15 protein-coding genes are annotated in these 15,845 nt (G+C 65.3%); 4 read left to right on the top strand and 11 right to left on the bottom strand.

Annotated elements, in window-relative coordinates; translation table 11 throughout:
* The first annotated feature begins 96 nt into the window (after positions 1-96).
* Positions 97-1,605 carry an alpha-amylase gene (locus tag QWY74_RS00655; protein ID WP_264826718.1) on the top strand — a complete coding sequence of 503 codons (1,509 nt, stop codon included), beginning with the start codon at positions 97-99 and terminating at the stop codon, positions 1,603-1,605.
* Here the strand turns inward: QWY74_RS00655 and zapE are convergent.
* Genes zapE through QWY74_RS00625 form a run of 6 tightly spaced genes read right to left on the bottom strand, consistent with a single transcriptional unit; the run spans position 1,600 to position 8,930 of the window.
* The gene (zapE, locus tag QWY74_RS00650) at positions 1,600-2,727 is read right to left on the bottom strand and encodes a cell division protein ZapE (RefSeq protein WP_264826719.1); all 1,128 of its coding nucleotides are present in this window, start codon (positions 2,725-2,727) and stop codon (positions 1,600-1,602) included. The two genes, QWY74_RS00655 and zapE, sit on opposite strands and share 6 nt — an antisense overlap.
* Before the next feature lie 3 nt (positions 2,728-2,730).
* Positions 2,731-4,086 carry an N-succinylarginine dihydrolase gene (astB, locus tag QWY74_RS00645; RefSeq protein WP_264826720.1) on the bottom strand — a complete coding sequence of 452 codons (1,356 nt, stop codon included), beginning with the start codon at positions 4,084-4,086 and terminating at the stop codon, positions 2,731-2,733.
* Positions 4,083-5,552 carry a succinylglutamate-semialdehyde dehydrogenase gene (astD, locus tag QWY74_RS00640; RefSeq protein WP_264826721.1) on the bottom strand — a complete coding sequence of 490 codons (1,470 nt, stop codon included), beginning with the start codon at positions 5,550-5,552 and terminating at the stop codon, positions 4,083-4,085. Before astD ends, astB begins: the two co-directional genes overlap by 4 nt.
* Positions 5,552-6,598 carry an arginine N-succinyltransferase gene (astA, locus tag QWY74_RS00635; RefSeq protein ID WP_264826722.1) on the bottom strand — a complete coding sequence of 349 codons (1,047 nt, stop codon included), beginning with the start codon at positions 6,596-6,598 and terminating at the stop codon, positions 5,552-5,554. Before astA ends, astD begins: the two co-directional genes overlap by 1 nt.
* Positions 6,598-7,668 carry an arginine N-succinyltransferase gene (locus tag QWY74_RS00630; protein WP_264826724.1) on the bottom strand — a complete coding sequence of 357 codons (1,071 nt, stop codon included), beginning with the start codon at positions 7,666-7,668 and terminating at the stop codon, positions 6,598-6,600. The genes astA and QWY74_RS00630 overlap by 1 nt, the downstream gene beginning before the upstream one ends.
* 47 nt (positions 7,669-7,715) lie before the next feature.
* Positions 7,716-8,930: an aspartate aminotransferase family protein gene (locus QWY74_RS00625; RefSeq protein WP_264826725.1), complete on the bottom strand. Its 1,215-nt coding sequence runs from the start codon at positions 8,928-8,930 to the stop codon at positions 7,716-7,718.
* A 212-nt stretch (positions 8,931-9,142) separates the two neighbouring features.
* Here QWY74_RS00625 and QWY74_RS00620 point away from each other — a divergent pair, with 212 nt between their 5' ends.
* Complete coding sequence (locus QWY74_RS00620) at positions 9,143-9,787, top strand: class I SAM-dependent methyltransferase (RefSeq protein ID WP_264826726.1); 645 nt, start codon at positions 9,143-9,145, stop codon at positions 9,785-9,787.
* 48 nt (positions 9,788-9,835) lie between these two features.
* Here QWY74_RS00620 and QWY74_RS00615 read toward each other — a convergent pair whose 3' ends face one another.
* The 3 genes from QWY74_RS00615 to fabV are packed head-to-tail and all read right to left on the bottom strand — an operon-like array spanning position 9,836 to position 12,701.
* Positions 9,836-10,816: a GlxA family transcriptional regulator gene (locus tag QWY74_RS00615; protein WP_264826734.1), complete on the bottom strand. Its 981-nt coding sequence runs from the start codon at positions 10,814-10,816 to the stop codon at positions 9,836-9,838.
* Positions 10,806-11,486, bottom strand: coding sequence for a DUF2959 domain-containing protein (locus tag QWY74_RS00610; protein ID WP_264826727.1), 681 nt, complete (start codon positions 11,484-11,486; stop codon positions 10,806-10,808). Before QWY74_RS00610 ends, QWY74_RS00615 begins: the two co-directional genes overlap by 11 nt.
* Positions 11,487-11,504: 18 nt before the next feature.
* Positions 11,505-12,701, bottom strand: a complete 1,197-nt coding sequence (gene fabV / locus QWY74_RS00605) for an enoyl-ACP reductase FabV (protein ID WP_264826728.1) — start codon at positions 12,699-12,701, stop codon at positions 11,505-11,507.
* Between the two features lie 222 nt (positions 12,702-12,923).
* Between fabV and QWY74_RS00600 the strand changes: the two genes are divergently transcribed.
* Both QWY74_RS00600 and QWY74_RS00595 read left to right on the top strand, forming a co-directional pair.
* Positions 12,924-13,316, top strand: coding sequence for a DUF7079 family protein (locus QWY74_RS00600; RefSeq protein ID WP_290313554.1), 393 nt, complete (start codon positions 12,924-12,926; stop codon positions 13,314-13,316).
* Between the two features lie 126 nt (positions 13,317-13,442).
* Positions 13,443-14,081 (top strand): TetR/AcrR family transcriptional regulator, encoded by a 639-nt coding sequence (locus QWY74_RS00595; RefSeq protein ID WP_290313552.1) that lies wholly within the window; start codon positions 13,443-13,445, stop codon positions 14,079-14,081.
* Positions 14,082-14,156: 75 nt separating this feature from the next.
* Here the strand turns inward: QWY74_RS00595 and QWY74_RS00590 are convergent, their stop codons facing one another.
* Together QWY74_RS00590 and QWY74_RS00585 are read right to left on the bottom strand one after the other, a co-directional pair.
* Entirely contained in the window at positions 14,157-15,095 is a 939-nt protein-coding gene (locus QWY74_RS00590; protein ID WP_290313551.1) for an electron transfer flavoprotein subunit alpha/FixB family protein, read from the bottom strand.
* Positions 15,092-15,844 carry an electron transfer flavoprotein subunit beta/FixA family protein gene (locus tag QWY74_RS00585; protein ID WP_264828027.1) on the bottom strand — a complete coding sequence of 251 codons (753 nt, stop codon included), beginning with the start codon at positions 15,842-15,844 and terminating at the stop codon, positions 15,092-15,094. The genes QWY74_RS00590 and QWY74_RS00585 overlap by 4 nt, the downstream gene beginning before the upstream one ends.
* Between the last annotated feature and the right edge of the window lies 1 nt (position 15,845).

The following is a 15,845-nucleotide window of genomic DNA, read 5'->3' as shown; positions in this document are numbered from 1 at the left end:
CGTAAGACGAGGGCGTACCCGAAGTGGCGAAAGGGGGCTGGCGGGAGGAAGCAAGGCGGTACAGGCGGCGGCTAGGATGGTTCTGTCAGCATGCCCATGAACCACAACAATGAGGACGGCCTGGCCATGACTCCTGGAAAAAACTCCGTTTTACTGGCCCTGACAGCGACACTGGCTGCCCAGGGCGCGTTCGCCGCCAGCACTCCCTCGTCCACCGAACCCCAAGAGCCCGTGATGGTGCATCTGTTTGAATGGCGCTGGGACGATGTCGCCAGGGAGTGTGAGACCCACCTCGGGCCATCCGGCATCGATGCGGTGCAGATCTCGCCGGCCAACGAACACATCGCGCTCGACGACGTTGAGGGAGCCTGGTGGGCCCGCTACCAACCGGTCAGTTATCAACTCGAGTCACGCAGTGGCGATCGCGAGGCCTTCACCAGGATGATCAAGCGTTGCGCTGACGCGGGTGTCGACATCATCGCTGATGCAGTCATCAACCACATGGCCGGCATCGGTGAAGGGGTCGGCATCGCCGGCACGCCCTACTCTCCCTTCGAATATGGCGAGCTTTATCAGCGTGACGACTTCCATCATTGCGGACGACACGACAACGATCAGATCCAGAACTATCAGGACCGCTACGAGGTACAGCATTGCCATCTGCTTGGCCTGGCCGACCTTGCGACCGACCGGGCGACAGTGCGCGACCGGATTGCCGATTACCTTCAGTCCATGCTCGACCTCGGCGTTGCGGGTCTGCGTATCGATGCTGCCAAGCACATGCCAGCCCAGGATATTGCCGCGATCCTCGAACGTCTGGAGGGTCAGCCCGCTGTCTTCCAGGAAGTGATCGATCCGGGCAACGAGCCGATCCGCAAGCAGGAGTACGCCCCGACAGCTGATGTCACCGAGTTCGGGTACTCCCACGAGCTTGCCCAGGCCATCAGTCAGGGCAACCTGGCACGGCTGAAGACCCTGGGGCAGGGCGAAAGCTGGCTGAGCGATGACAAGGCCATTGTGTTTGTCGACAACCATGATAAGCAGCGTGGTCATGTGGGCGGCGGCATGTTGATGCATCGCGATACGCTCTACCCGCTGGCCAACACCTTCATGCTGGCCTGGCCCTACGGTACGCCCAAGCTGATGTCGAGCTACACCTTCGATAACGGTGATCAGGGGCCGCCCACCCAGGACGGTGACAGCAACTGGAAAATCCGCCGCGTTCATGGCGATACGGGCATGGGCTGCCTGGCGCGTGACAATCTGTCCGCGCGCGGCTGGGTGTGCGAGCACCGCTGGGACGAAATGGTCGCCATGCTCGGGTTTCGCCGGGCGGTCGGCGATGCCCCCGTGGTCAACTGGCAGCAGGACGGCAAGACGCGCATCGCCTTTTCCCGTGGCGACCGGGGCTTTCTGGCCATGAACCGTGACAGCGACACCTGGAAGGCTGAATTGGATACCGGGCTTTCAGGCGGCCAATACTGCAATCTCCTGGATGACTGCGAGACGCAGATTACGGTCGATGACGACGGCCGGGCGAAACTGACCATTGCCCCGGACTCGGCCTTGGCTCTGCAGGTCGACCGACAGGCCCCCTCGTCATGATCCGGACAACGCGAGACCAGCGCTGAAGCGCGCCAGTTGCATCTCGCGCAGGCGACTCAGGGTGCGCTGGAACGGAAACGCCAGGTGGCCGGCGGGGTAGAGTTCCTCCATGGCCACCCGGGCCTCGATATACAGCGGGATGCCGCGGTCGTAGCATTCGTCGACCAGGGCGATGAAGCGCCGTACGCCATCGTCCTGGCGCGAGAGTGCCGGCAGCTCGCGGTCGCCGGCCGCAACGCGCTGCCCGGCGTCCTCGGTGCCGCGCGCAATGCCCGCGGCCCGGGGCGTACCGGCCAGACAGGGCACCTCCCCCAGCACGATCCGGCGAAAACGGTCGCACAGGCCAATGAAATCCAGCGCCGAGAGCGGCTGCTCGCAGAGCGCATCATAATCACACCACAGGGTGTCATCGCCACGGGCACGAACCTCGATGGCGCGATGCCCGAGGCTGATCGACTCATCGCTGACGGGCCGGCCATGATTCAAGCGCTCGAACACGCCCGGCAGCACGCTGGGCCGTGACTCCCTGCGGACCCAGTAGCGAGGTTCCGGCGCCCCGGGATGGCGCCGATGATCCTGTTGCCCCTCCAGGTGCACGACCCGCGTACTGCGTTCAATGGCCTCGATAGCGGGCAGGAAACGCTCGCGGTTGAAGCCATCGGCATACAGCTCGGCCGGCGCCTGATTGGAGGTGGTGACCAGCGTTACGCCCTGCTCGAAGAGCTCGGTGAGCAAACGCCCCAGCAACATGGCATCGGCGATATCGTTGACGAAGAGCTCATCGAGGCACAGCACACGGGCCTCACCGAGCAGCTCGGCGGCCAGCCGTGCCAGCGGATCCGCCGTGCCGGTCAACTGGAACTGGCGGCGATGCACCCAGCGCATGAAGTGATGGAAATGCTGGCGGATGACCGGCTCGCTCAGGCTGCGCTGAAAGGCATCCATCAGCCAGGTCTTGCCACGTCCCACGGTGCCCCATAGGTAAACCCCGGGCACCCGGGGTTCGCCTCGCGCCAACGACTGGTGCGCCTCCTCCAGCACCGTCACGGCCTGCCATTGAGCCGCATCGGCGACAAAGCCCGCCTCCAGCGCGGCCTGATAGGTCAGAAGCGGTGAGGTCATGCCTCAGCCGAGCTGGAAGGGGTAGACATTGCCGAGCCCGAGGAGTCGCGACAGTTCGTCGAGGGCGACACGGCATTCCTCGGCGAGCTGCGGGTCGGCGAGGTCCGCCGGGCTCAGGCGGTCGCGGTAGTGGCGCTGGACCCAGGTCGTCAGCTCGCCATGCAGGGCGTCATCGAGCAGCACACGGCCGGAAATCGCCGCACGCTCGCGGGCCGAGAGTGCCACGCGCAGGCGCAGGCAGGCGGGGCCACCGCCATTGCGCATGCTCTGCTTGACGTCCTTGACCACCACCTCGCTGATCGGGTTGTTACCGGCCAGCAGGTGATCCTGGATGCAGCGCCATACCGCTTCGCGCTCCTGACACTCGCCGGGCACCACCAGGGTCATGCTGCCGTCGGGGTTGCTGAGCAGCTGCGAGTTGAAGAGGTAGGAGGCCACGGCATCCTCGAGACTGACCGCCTCGCTGGGAACGCGCACCGGGATCAGCGGCTCGGGCATCTTCGCCCGCAGGGCATCCAGGGTGGCTTCCTCGTCCCGGAAGGCCATGTCGTGGTAGAGCAGCACGGGACCATTGCCCACGGCGATGACGTCGTTGTGGAAGACGCCGGCATCGATGGCGTCCGGATGCTGCTGAGCGAAGACGCTCTGCGCCTCGCTCAGGCCATGCTGACGGGCCACGGCCTGACTGGCTTCGAGGGTCTGCCGGGCCGGGAAGCGTGTGGGCTCGACACCATCGCCACCGAAGGCCTGACGCCCGTAGACGAACAGGTGCACGCCGGCTTCACCATGCTCGGCACACAGCCGGGTATGGTTGGCCGCACCTTCATCGGAGAAGGCCGGGGTGGCCGGCAGCGCCGGATGATGGGCGAAGTGCGCCGAGTCGGCAAAGATCGACGCCAGCACTCGCCCGGTAGTCGACGGCTCCAGGTAACGATGGAAGCTCGACTGCAGATTGGCCGGCGTGAAGTGCACGCGACCATCGGCGGCATCCAGGCCGGGCGTGACCGTGGCGGCATTCGCGGTCCACATGCTGGACGCCGAGCACACCGCGCGCAGTAGCTGCGGCGCCTCCTCGGCTGCCCGGGCCAGCACCTGCGCATCGCTGCCGGTGAAGCCCAGTTCGCGCAGCGCCCCGAGGTCCGGCCGCTGCTGGGGTGGCAGCACGCCCTGGGCATAGCCGGCCTCCATCAGCGACTTCATCTTTTCCAGACCCTGCAGCGCGGCCTCGCGGGGATTGGCGATCAGCCCCTGATGGGTCATCGAGGCCATGTTGCCATGGGCCAGCCCGGAGTAGTTGTGCGTCAGGCCGACCAGGCCATCGAAGTTGACCTCGCGCACATCCTGAGCCACCTGATTCATAGCGTGATCCCCGGTGGCAGTTGGTCCGGCAGATGCAGGTCCTGGCTTTCCATGGACGCCACCGGATAGGCGCAGTAGTCGGCGGCATAGTAGGCGCTCGGCCGATGGTTGCCGCTGTCCCCCACTCCACCGAAGGGCGCATCGCCCGAGGCACCGGTGGTCTGACGGTTCCAGTTGACGATGCCGGCGCGGATACGCAACAGGAAGTCATCCCAGTCGGCCTGCTCGCCGCCGATCAGCCCGGCGGACAGACCGTAGCGGGTATCGTTGGCCATGGTGATCGCCTCGTCCCAGTCGGCGCTGCGATAGACCTTGAGCAGAGGGCCGAAGTGCTCCTCGTCGGGCACCTCGACGCCGGTGACGTCGATCAGCGCCGGTGAAAGCAGGCTGGTGCCCTCCTCCAGACGCGCCATGCGCGACAGCACGCGGCCACCTCGCGCTTCGAGGTCGGCTTGCGCTTCAAGCAGACCATCCGCGGCCTCCAGGGTGGCCAGGCCGCCGTAGAAGCCCGCCGGCTCGGCGAACTGGCTGGCCACGCGCAGCTTGCCGATGGCCTCGGCGAGGCCTTCCAGCAGCCGGTCGCCGGCTTCACCGCGCGGCACGATCAGGCGCCGAGCGCAGGTGCAGCGCTGCCCGCCGGAGGCGAAGGCCGACTGCAGAATGGTCAGCACGGCCGCATCCTGATCCGGCACATCCTTGACCACCAGCGGGTTGTTGCCGCCGAGCTCCAGCGCCAGGATCTTGCCCAGCTGATCGGCGAACTGACGCTGCAAGAGGCCACCGACCTTGGCGCTGCCGGTAAACAGCAGGCCGTCGATACCCGGGTGCTGGGACAACGCCTGCCCCACCGGCGCCGCGCCCTGGACCAGGTTGATGACGCCTTCCGGAAGACCGGCCTCGCGCCAGCACTGCAGGGTCAGGTCGGCGGTCAGCGGCGTCTGCTCGCTGGGCTTGAAGACCACGCTGTTACCGGCCAGCAGCGCCGGCACGATATGGCCATTGGGCAGGTGCCCGGGGAAGTTGTAGGGGCCGAAGACCGCCATCACGCCATGCGGACGGTGACGCAGCACGGCACGCGCATCTCCCAGGTCGCGTTCGCGCTCGCCGGCGCGTTCCTGCTGAGCGCGGACCGAGATCGCCATCTTGCCGATCATGGCCCCCACCTCGGTGCGCGCCTCCCACAGCGGCTTGCCGGTCTCGTGGGCAATCGCCATGGCCAGGTCTTCGCGGTGCGCTTCGAGCGCCTCGCGGAAGCGCTCGACCAGCGCCTTGCGCTCTTCCAGGGGCGTGCGCGCCCAATCGGGCATGGCGGCGCGTGCGGCAGCCACGGCGGCATCCACCTGGGCCTCGCTGGCCGCACCACCCGACCATAACGACTCGCCGCTCACGGGATCCTGCTTGCCGAATGCTGTCGCTTCGCCGTCCTGCCAGTGGCCGCCGATCAGTAGCTGTTGCGTCGCCTTCATCATGCCTCCTCGTCGCTATCCAGAATGCGCAGGGTGTCGCCGGTACGAACCTCCAGGCGCTGGGCCTCGGCCTCGCTCAGGGTGAGCACGCCGTGCTCGTCGGGGCCGCGGCCGACCCAGGCGGCGCGAAAATCCGCCATCACGGTGTTGGCTGCCAGCCAGCGCGGGCGTGGTGTCTGCTCCAGCTCGCCCGGCTGAACCTCGACCCGACAATGCCGCGATAGACGCACCCCACGCACATCGTCGATATAGGCCTCGACGGTGGGGCCGCCGTCGAAGATGTCGATAAAGCCTTCCCAGCGCAGCCCCTGCTTCTTGAGCATGGCCAGCGCCGGCCGGGTGTCGTCATGGACCTGGCCGATGCAGGCGCGGGCCTGTTCGGAGAGGAAGGGCGTATAGATCGGGAACTTGGGCATCAGTTCGCCGATGAAACTCTTCTGCCCCAGGCCGGTCAGGCGATCGGCCTCACTGAAATCCAGGGGGAAGAAGTGGCTGCCCAGGCAGTCCCAGAAGGGGCTGCGGCCGTCGGCGTCGAACAGGCCTCGCATCTCGGCCAGCACCTTGTCGGGAAAGGTCTGGCGGAACTCGGCCATGAACAACCAGCGCATCATCGACAGCAGGGCGCCATTGCGCTCATGGCGACGATCGGCGCCGCGGTACTCAGCACGCAGGAACAGCGAGGCCACCTCGGCATCCCCCGTATGGTCGGAGCTCAAGAAGAGCGTATCGATGGTGCGGTGCAGATCGAGCTGAACCGAGGAATGCGCCAGGGTGCCCACGCGATAATGGTAGAAGGGAATCTCGCGCCCCACCTGACTCTCGATGGCGCAGCAACCGGCCAGCTTGCCCTCGACCTCGTCCTCGAGAACGAAGAAGTACAGGCGATTTTCCTCCGGCGTCTCGCCATTGAAGGCGCTCACCGCCGTGGCGATCTTGGCCGCCAGGAACTCGGTGTTGTCCGGCAGGGAGGTGAAACCGACGCCGGTTTCGCGCGCCAGCACGCGCAGCCCTTCGAGATCGGACTCGGCAATGGGTCGTATGCGCATTACAGCTCTCCTTCATCGTAACCGGCATCCAGCTCGCCGCCCGCCAGGGCGAGGGGCGCCGCCAGCACGGCACGGCCTTCCTCGACGCCCAGCAACTCGGCATGTTCCGGCGACAGCATGAGCTGGCCGGTCGGCGACAGGGCGTAACGCGCCACCACACAGCGAAAATCGCCGAGGCGCTGATTGGCCACCATGGCCGGCTCGGCATCGGGCAGCGAATGGGCCGGACGCACGCGCACCGGGTGCCATGCTGCCTGACGGAAGCTCTCCAGGCGCGAACGCTCGCCCTTGACCACCGGGCCGGCATCGAAGATATCGACATGCCGCGAACGCAGGAAACCCTCGGCCAGCATCTCGCCCACGGCCGACTCATAGGCCGGATGTTCGCGCCCCACGGCGGCCCGCGCCTGGGGCGAGAGCAGGGCCAGATAGAGCGGGAACTGCGGCATCACCTCGGCGATGAAGCTCTTCGAGCGCACGCCGGCGATGTAGTTGATCTCCTGGAAGTCGCGCACGAAGAAATGGCGACCCACGCTGTTCCAGAACGGCGACTGCTGCTCGCTGTCCAGGTAGCCCGGAAAGGCCATGGCCAGGACCTCGGCGAAGCGCTCCGGATACTGAGCGATGAACATCAGTCGCGCGCGGCGCAGCAGGCTCTCGGCACTGGTGCCGCGATAATGCGGATCCAGTGAATAGGCACACAGCAGGCTGGCTTCCGAGACCTCATGGGACAGCGACAGGGTCGGCACCTCGCGGCGCACATCGAGCTGCTGGGAGGCGTGGATCAGCGTTTCCTGGCGATAGGTGTAGTAGGCCTCCTGGGCGCCGGCCTGGGCACGAATGGTGGCGGTGCCGACCGCCTCGCCCCGCTCCAGATCCTCCAGCACGAAGGTGTAATGCTCGTCGCCGGGAAAGTCCACTTCGGCGTCGAAGGCGCGCTGGGAGCGCGCGATGCGCTCCTCCAGACGGTCACGGTGCGCCGGCAGGTTGGTCAGGCGCGGCGTCGCCGTGCCTGCCAGGCGCTCCAGGGCCGGCAGATCCGCCGGCCGGGCAGGACGTACCACCAACATGGCATGGCCTCCTCGGGTGTCGACTTGCGGCATGGCGGCAGCGCGGCTCACTGCTCGCCCACCAGACGCGCGATGGCGCGCTCGAGACGCACCATGCCCTCGGCGATATCGGCCTCGGGGATCACCAGCGAAGGCGCCATGCGCAGCACATTGGGGCCGGCGATCAGTGCCATCAGCCCTTCCTCGATGGCCAGCGGCAGGATCTCCTTGGCACGGCCTTCATACTCCGGGCGCATCTCGGCGCCGATGAGCAGCCCCATGCCACGGATTTCCTTGAACACCTGGTGCTTGCGATTGATCGTTTCCAGGTGCTCGCGGAACAGCTCATGCTTGCGCGCCACCCCCTCGAGCACCTCGGGCGTGTCGATGTGCTCAAGCGCCGCCAGGGCCACCGCAGAGGCCAGCGCATTGCCGCCATAGGTAGAGCCGTGAGTGCCCAGCGTCAGCGCCGGAGCGATGCGGTCGGTGGTCAGCATGGCGCCCACCGGAAAGCCACCACCCAGCGCTTTGGCGCTGGTCAGGATGTCGGGCGTCACGCCGTACTGCATGTAGGCGAACAGCGAGCCGGTGCGGCCCACGCCGGTCTGCACCTCATCGAAGATCAGCAACGCATCATGGGCATCACAAAGCTCCCGCAGCCCCTCGAGGAAGGCCGGGTCGGCGGGAATGATGCCGCCTTCGCCCTGCATCGGCTCGACCATCACTGCACAGGTGTCGTCATCGATCAGGTGGCGCACGCTGTCCAGGTTGTTGAACTCGCCATGCTCAATGCCGCCGGGCACCGGGCCGAAGCCCTGGGAATACTTGGGCTGACCGCCGACACTGACGGTGAAAAAGGTTCGGCCATGGAAAGACTTGCCAAAGGAAACAATGCGATTCTTGTGCTCGCCATGCTGATCATGCGCCCAGCGACGCGCCAGCTTGAGCGCGGCCTCGTTGGCCTCGCCACCGGAGCTGCAAAGATAGACCTTGTCGGCGAAGGTGCGCTCGACCAGATTGCGCGCCAGTTCGAGAGCCGGCTCATTGGTGTAGATATTGGCCAGATGCCAGAGCTTGTCGGCCTGGTCCTTGAGGGCATCGATCAGCACCGGATGGCAGTGGCCCAGCGCGTTCACCGCGATGCCACCGGCGAAATCAATGTACTCCTTGCCCTGCTGATCCCACAGACGGCTGCCCTCGCCACGCACCGGAATGGTTTTCTGCGGTGCATAGTTGGGCACCATGTACTGGTCGAAGTCGCTGCGGGTCGGGGTCTGAGTCATGTCACGCTCCTTTTGCTCGAGAAGGCTCGAAGGATGGATCATCATTATTCGAGTCGATGACATCGAGTATAAGGAGCCGCGCCTGGGGTGGCTTTCAGCAATGGGACGGCGAATTGTGAAAGAAGGCAGGCCCGTGCTGGCATCTTGGACGGTCCAGCGTCATGATCGTCCCAAGGCAGAAAGCCTCTATGAGGCCAAACGAGGAAGGTCGCATGCTCAACACTACCGCCTGGAATCGTCTGCGCTATGGCGGCTATGCCCCGGTCTATGACGCCGTAGTGGATCGCGCCCTGCGTCGCGCTCGGCAGACTTCGCTGAACCAGGTTCAGTGGCGCCCCGGCATGCGTGTACTCCTGGTCGGCGCGGGCACCGGCCTGGACTTGCCCTGGCTGCCGCGGGATGTCGAACTGCATGCCACGGACCTTTCACCGATCATGGTCCAGCGCCTCAAACGGCGAGCCACGACGCTGCAGCGCGATGTCCAGGCATCGGTCATGGACGCCAGCGATCTCGACTACCCCGACGCGCATTTCGACGTGGTGGTGATGCATCTCATCCTGGCGGTGATGCCAGCACCGAACCACGGGCTCGCCGAGGCACATCGCGTCCTGGCCGCCAACGGCCAGCTGTGCGTGATGGACAAGTTCCAGAGTGATGCCCGTCCGGCAGGCCCGGGGCGCCGCGCGCTCAACCTGGTCACGTCAGCCATCGCGACGGATATTACCCGCCAGGCCAGACCGCTGCTGGAAGGCGCCGGCTTCACTATTGATAGGGACCAACCCGTGATGATGGGCACCTTGTTCCGAGCCCTGCTGGCACACAAGACAGGCAACCCGAGCAGCGCTGAAGCCGACTGACATCGCGTTGCTGCGACGCGCCATGGCCCGTGCCACATGCGGCGGCGGTCAGGTCAGCCGTTCTTCCCGCGGTGTCATGCCGAAGTGGTTGCGATAGGCGGTGGAGAAGTGCGCCGCCGAGGAAAAACCGGTCTGCAGGGCGATGTCACCGGCCGGTCGGTCGCTGTCGCGCAGCATGCGCCGGGCCTGCTGCAAGCGCAGGTTGAGATAATAGCGGCTCGGTACCGCCTGCAGGTACTTCTTGAACAACCGCTCCAGCTGGCGCCGCGATATCCCCAGATGCTCGGCCAGCTCATGGGTCGTCAACGGCTCCTCGATGTTGGACTCCATCAGTGAGACGGCATCCACCAGGCTCTGTGGTGCGTGGCCTAGACGGGTGCGCAGCGGCACCTGCTGAGGCTCGTCGCCCATGCGAATGCGTTCGAGCACGAAGTGTTCGGAGATGCGCTCGGCCAGTTCGTCGCCGTGGTGGTGGCCGACCAGGGTCATCATCATGTCCATGGCCGCGGTACCGCCACCGCAGGTCAGCCGGTCGCGGTCGATCTCGAAGAGCTGCTGAGACAGCCGGACCCGCGGATAATCGCGGGCGAAGGCCTCGAAGCGCGGCCAGGGCAAGGTGGCCCGATAGCCATCGAGTGCCCCGGTCCGCGCCAGCAGCTCGGTGCCCCCGCCAATGCCGCCCAGTACCACGCGAGCCGCGGCCAGGCGCTGCAGCCAGTCAAGGAGGTCGTTCGACACCGTGCCGGCCAACGGCCCCGGTGCGCAGACCAGCAGCAGGTCCAGCGCCGAGGCTGAACCGCCAGCCGCCGACTGGGGCAACAGCGCCTGCCCAGAGGCACTGGCCACCGGCCGCTCGTCGACGGCGAAGGTCGAAAGCCGATACAGCGTCCGCCCGGCCAGCCGATTGGCGATATCCAGCGGCTCGGTCGCACAGGCCTGGGCCAGCATCGAGAAGCCGGGCATCACCATGACGCCGACACGGCGAGTCAGGGCATGGGCATAGAGCGTTGCGCCCTCTTCAACGCCCATCATCGATATCGTGCAGCGTATCGATGAAGGCATTGGAACGCGAAATGGCGGCCTGCATGCGTTCACGCAATGCGGCTACCTCACGCTCCAGCCCATCGACTTCACCGCGCAATGCGCCGATTGCCCGGGCATTGAGGTTGTGCTTGAGCAGCAGGACATTATCGCGCATGACCAGCAGAACAGGCTGCATGCTGTCGGCGGCCTCCTGCATGGCATCGCGCATCTGCGCATAGCGCTGACGCGTCTGACGCAGACGCTGCTCGGAGAGCCGGCGATACTCGGCACTCTGATAGAGGTCGAGCTCGTCTTCCCATTCCGCAAACAGCGCCTCGGCGACCGACTCGATGTCGTCGATGCGCGATTGCACGCGCTCGGCGGCAGCTTCGCTGCGCTCATGAGAAGTTTCAAGGCGCTCATAGGTCTCGGACAGCTCGCTGTCCGGCACACGCACCACGGCGCGGAACTGCTCCAGTGCCGAGGCGAACTGCTGTTCGGCCTCGACCTGGGCGTCGCGTCCTTCCTCGACGCGATCCACCATCAGCTCACGCTTGTGAATGCCGACCTTTTCCAGGGCACCGTAATAGGCACTCTGGCAGCCGGTCAGCAGCAGCACGGCCACCAGCGGCAGCAGCCATGCAGCACAGGACCTCAGCGGAATACGGGGCATCATCTGGCCTCTCCCGAATGATCAGAGCTCAACGACATCGAAGGAGCGCACCGGGTCCACGTCCGCCTCGTAGTCGACATCATCACGCTCGAAGCCGAAGAGCTTCAGGAAGTCATGCTTGTAGCCCGCGTAATCGGTGATGTCGAACAGGTTGTCGGTGGTGACCTCGGCCCACAGCGCCTTGCAGGCCTGCTGGACATCGTCGCGCAGCTCCCAGTCGTCCAGGCGCAGGCGGCCGGCCTCATCGGTCGCCGCCTCACCGCCATACAGACGCTCAGCGAACAGGCGATTGAGCTGGTCGATGGTGCCCTCGTGAAGACCCTGCTCCTTCATCACCTTGTAGACCATGGCGATGTACAGCGGCATCACCGGAATCGCCGCGCTGGCCTGGGTCACTACGGACTTCAGAACCGCCACGTTGGCGCCTCCGTCCTGCTCGCCGAGGCGCTTGTCGATCTCGCCGGCGGCGCGATCCAGGTCTTCCTTGGCCTTGCCCAGGGCACCGTGCCAGTAGATCGGCCAGGTAATCTCGGTACCGATGTAGCTGAAGGCCACCGACCGGGCCCCGGGCGCCAGCACACCCGCCTTGTCCAGCGCATCGATCCACAGCTCCCAGTCTTCACCGCCCATCACCGCCTGGGTATCGGCGATTTCCTGCTCGGTGGCCGGCTCGACTTCCGCCTCGATGATGGCGTCCTTGTTGGTGTCGATGGCAGTGGCGCGGTAGGTCTCGCCGATCGGCTTGAGGCTCGAACGCTTGAGCTCGCCGCTGTCCGGCAGCTTGCGCACCGGCGAGGCCAGCGAGTAGACCACCAGATCGACCTGGCCGAGGTCCTGCTTGATCAGCTCGATGGCCTTGTCGCGCGCTTCGTGGGAAAAGGCATCACCGTTGATGGCCTTGCTGTAGAGGCCTTCCTGCTTGGCGAACTTGTCGAACGCCGCGGCGTTGTACCAGCCTGCGGTGCCCGGCTTTTTCTCGGTGCCCGGCTTCTCGAAGAACACGCCCAGGGTATCCGCGCCATAGCCGAACGCGGCGGTGATACGTGCTGCCAGCCCATAACCACTGGACGCGCCGATGACCAGGACCTTCTTCGGGCCATCCTGCTTGTCCAGACCGCGCGCACGAGTTGCCTCGATCTGTTCGCGTACGTTCTGCTCGCAGCCGACAGGGTGAGTGGTGGTGCAAATGAAACCGCGTACCTTGGGTTTGATGATCACGTCAGACCTCTACATTGAATGCCGGTTTGGCCGGATGCCGCGCCACGCACGCTCCAGCGTTGAATGCTCGATCACGCCATTCTAGCGCCACTGGGCCGCAGTGTCCGCCCTCATCCGCGTACCTGGTCAAACGATCCAGGCAACGCCGGTTGAGTCGGCCCGCCGGCTGGGGCAGCATGCAGGTCCTGAAGCGATACTTCATCACCCTCGCAGGAGACCGCCATGGATGCCCAGACCCTCGTCGACGAACGTGGCGAATTATGGCTGGCCCTGGCGCCGCTGTGGCTGGAGCGCGAACCCAGGGAAAGCGACTATGCGCGCATGATCGAGGTCATCGAACGCCATGACCTCAGTACCCGGGAGCTGGAGTGGGTGTTTCGACTGGAGCTCGCGCCGGTGCTATCGCGCCAGCAGATGTCGGTGGCCAGCGAATGGCGCAACTTCGACGATCACAAGCTGATGCGCCTGCTGGTGGCACACAACCTGCGACTCAAGGGCTGGCGGCGCAAGAGCTGGGCGCTGTTTTCCGGGCTGACGACCCTGATGACCCGCCATCGCTGGAACGAGTTGATGGAGCGCCTGATGATCGCCCGGGGCGAAGTACCCAACGAGTAAACCTTGTTCGCGGCCTCTGCGTGTACATGAACAATACACCAATGTACACTTGCCGGCTGATCCAGAGCGCGGCTGCAGGGCTCTTGTGGCCACGCTCTCCACTTGCGAACGCGCCAGGCCCTTTCGATGCCCGATACCGACCAGCGTCCCACCAAATGGAAAGGCTCACGCGAGGCCTGGCTGAATGCCGCCTTCGAACTACTGCTCGAGTCTGGTGTGGACAGCGTCAAGATTCTGCCGCTGGCCAAGCGCCTCGGGCTCTCGCGCACCAGCTTCTACTGGTTCTTCACGGACCGGGAAGCGCTGCTGCAGGCCCTCATCGAGCGCTGGCGGGAGACGAATACCCGGGGGCTGGTCGGCCAGACAGAAGCCTACGCCGAAACCATTACCGAGGCCGCGCTCAACGTCTTCGACTGCTGGCTGAACCCTGAACTCTTCGACTCGCAGCTGGAATTCGCCATCCGCAGCTGGGCCCTGCAGTCCCCGGGCGTCACACAGGATATTGAAGCGGCCGATGAAGTACGTATCGAAGCCCTGAAGCAGATGTTCGAACGCTTCGGCTACTCGCCCCAGGAGGCCAATGTCCGCGGCCGCAGCATCTATCTGACCCAGATCGGTTACATCTCCATGAACTGTCAGGAGTCGGTGGCATTGCGCATGCAACGCGTGCCCTACTACGTGGAAATTTTCACTGGTCACCACCCCGAAGACCGCGACCTGCGACGCTTCCACGCCCGGCACGATCACACACCGGAAGCCATTTGACGTCTTGAAACCGCCGTTGGCCCGATACAGGCAAGCCGGTAACCACCCTGGCGTTACCGGCTTCTGGTTCGGTGCTTAAAGCTTCTTTTCCAGCTCCGGCACGAGCTCGAACAGATCACCGACCAGACCGTAGTCTGCCACTTGGAAGATCGGCGCTTCCTCGTCCTTGTTGATGGCGACGATGATCTTCGAATCCTTCATGCCCGCCATGTGCTGGATGGCACCACTGATGCCCACGGCAATGTACAGATCCGGCGCGACGATCTTGCCGGTCTGGCCGACCTGCATGTCGTTGGGCACGAAGCCGGCATCCACGGCGGCCCGCGAAGCCCCGATGGCAGCGCCCAGCTTGTCGGCAACGCCATCCAGCAGCTTGAAGTTCTCCCCATTGCCCATACCTCGGCCGCCGGACACCACCACCTTGGCGGACCCCAGCTCCGGACGGTCGCTCTGCGCCAGTTTTTCATCGATGAAGGACGACAGGTCGTTGTCGACCACAGTATCCACCGCCTCGACACTGGCGCTGCCGCCCTCGGCCACGGCATCGAAGGCCGTGGGGCGCACCGTGATGACCTTCAGCGCGTCCGCGCTCTGCACGGTGGCAATGGCGTTGCCGGCGTAGACCGGACGCTTGAAGGTGTCGGCGCTGACCACGGCGATGATTTCGGAGATCTGCTGGGTCCCCTTCAGCGCCGCCAGGCGCGGCAGGGCATTCTTGCCGGTGGTCGAGCCGGCGGCCAGCACATGGCTGTAGTCGTCGGCCAGCGCGACCAGCAAATCGCCCAGGGGCTCGGCCAGTTGATGGCCATAGACGGCGTGGTCGGCGACGCGCACCCGGGCCACGCCCTCCAGACCGGCCGCCGCCTCGGCGATGGCCGCCACGCCCTCGCCGGCCACCAGGACATCGATGTCGGCGCCGCTATGCTCGGCGATCTGGCGGGCCGCGGCAACCACATGCGCCGTGCCTTCGGCCAGATGGCCGTCATGATGTTCAGCAAGTACCAGAATGCTCATGAGATCACCTTGGCTTCGTTCTTGAGTTTATCGACCAGCTCGTCCACGGAGCCGACGGTCACGCCACCCTGGCGCTCGGCCGGCGGCTCGACACTCACCAGCTTGAGCTGACTGGCCACCTCGACGCCCATCTCCTCCGGCGTGCGGGTCTCCAGCGGCTTCTTCTTGGCCTTCATGATGTCCGGCAGCTTGGCATAGCGCGGCTCATTCAAGCGCAGGTCGGTGGTGACGATGGCCGGCAACTTGAGCGAGACGGTCTGCAGGCCGCCGTCGACCTCGCGGATGACTTCCAGACTGTCACCCTCGACCTTGATGGCGGAGGCAAAGGTGCCCTGCGGGCGGCCGGTGAGCGCCGCCAGCATCTGCCCGGTCTGGTTGTTGTCGCTGTCGATGGCCTGTTTGCCGAGAATCATCAGTTCAGGCTGTTCTTCCTCGACCACCTTGGCCAGCGCCCTGGCGGCGCCCAGCGACTCGACCCGTTCGTCGGTCTGGACATGAAGGGCGCGATCGGCGCCCAGCGCCAGAGCGGTGCGCAACTGCTCCTGGGCCGCCTTGGGACCGATGCTGACAGCCACCACCTCGCTGGCCGTGCCGGCTTCCTTGAGGCGCACCGCCTCTTCCACGGCAATCTCGCAGAAGGGGTTCATGGCCATCTTGACATTGGTGAGATCGACGTCGGAGTTATCCGGCTTGACCCGGATCTTGACGTTGTAATCGATGACGCGCTTGACGGCGACGAGTACTTTCATG

This window comes from Halomonas almeriensis, assembly GCF_030409235.1.
Classification (GTDB): domain Bacteria; phylum Pseudomonadota; class Gammaproteobacteria; order Pseudomonadales; family Halomonadaceae; genus Halomonas; species Halomonas almeriensis.
The sequence above is the reverse complement of the archived record's forward strand: the minus strand, read 5'-3'. Positions and strand labels throughout refer to the sequence as shown.

What these genes read in the sequence shown, in the direction of transcription:
- QWY74_RS00655 (WP_264826718.1), top strand. Translation starts at nt 97, where the DNA reads ATGAACCACAACAATGAGGACGGCCTGGCCATGACTCCTGGAAAAAAC.
- zapE (WP_264826719.1), bottom strand. Translation starts at nt 2,727, where the DNA reads ATGACCTCACCGCTTCTGACCTATCAGGCCGCGCTGGAGGCGGGCTTT.
- astB (WP_264826720.1), bottom strand. Translation starts at nt 4,086, where the DNA reads ATGAATCAGGTGGCTCAGGATGTGCGCGAGGTCAACTTCGATGGCCTG.
- astD (WP_264826721.1), bottom strand. Translation starts at nt 5,552, where the DNA reads ATGAAGGCGACGCAACAGCTACTGATCGGCGGCCACTGGCAGGACGGC.
- astA (WP_264826722.1), bottom strand. Translation starts at nt 6,598, where the DNA reads ATGCGCATACGACCCATTGCCGAGTCCGATCTCGAAGGGCTGCGCGTG.
- QWY74_RS00630 (WP_264826724.1), bottom strand. Translation starts at nt 7,668, where the DNA reads ATGTTGGTGGTACGTCCTGCCCGGCCGGCGGATCTGCCGGCCCTGGAG.
- QWY74_RS00625 (WP_264826725.1), bottom strand. Translation starts at nt 8,930, where the DNA reads ATGACTCAGACCCCGACCCGCAGCGACTTCGACCAGTACATGGTGCCC.
- QWY74_RS00620 (WP_264826726.1), top strand. Translation starts at nt 9,143, where the DNA reads ATGCTCAACACTACCGCCTGGAATCGTCTGCGCTATGGCGGCTATGCC.
- QWY74_RS00615 (WP_264826734.1), bottom strand. Translation starts at nt 10,816, where the DNA reads ATGGGCGTTGAAGAGGGCGCAACGCTCTATGCCCATGCCCTGACTCGC.
- QWY74_RS00610 (WP_264826727.1), bottom strand. Translation starts at nt 11,486, where the DNA reads ATGATGCCCCGTATTCCGCTGAGGTCCTGTGCTGCATGGCTGCTGCCG.
- QWY74_RS00600 (WP_290313554.1), top strand. Translation starts at nt 12,924, where the DNA reads ATGGATGCCCAGACCCTCGTCGACGAACGTGGCGAATTATGGCTGGCC.
- QWY74_RS00595 (WP_290313552.1), top strand. Translation starts at nt 13,443, where the DNA reads ATGCCCGATACCGACCAGCGTCCCACCAAATGGAAAGGCTCACGCGAG.
- QWY74_RS00590 (WP_290313551.1), bottom strand. Translation starts at nt 15,095, where the DNA reads ATGAGCATTCTGGTACTTGCTGAACATCATGACGGCCATCTGGCCGAA.
- QWY74_RS00585 (WP_264828027.1), bottom strand. Translation starts at nt 15,844, where the DNA reads ATGAAAGTACTCGTCGCCGTCAAGCGCGTCATCGATTACAACGTCAAG.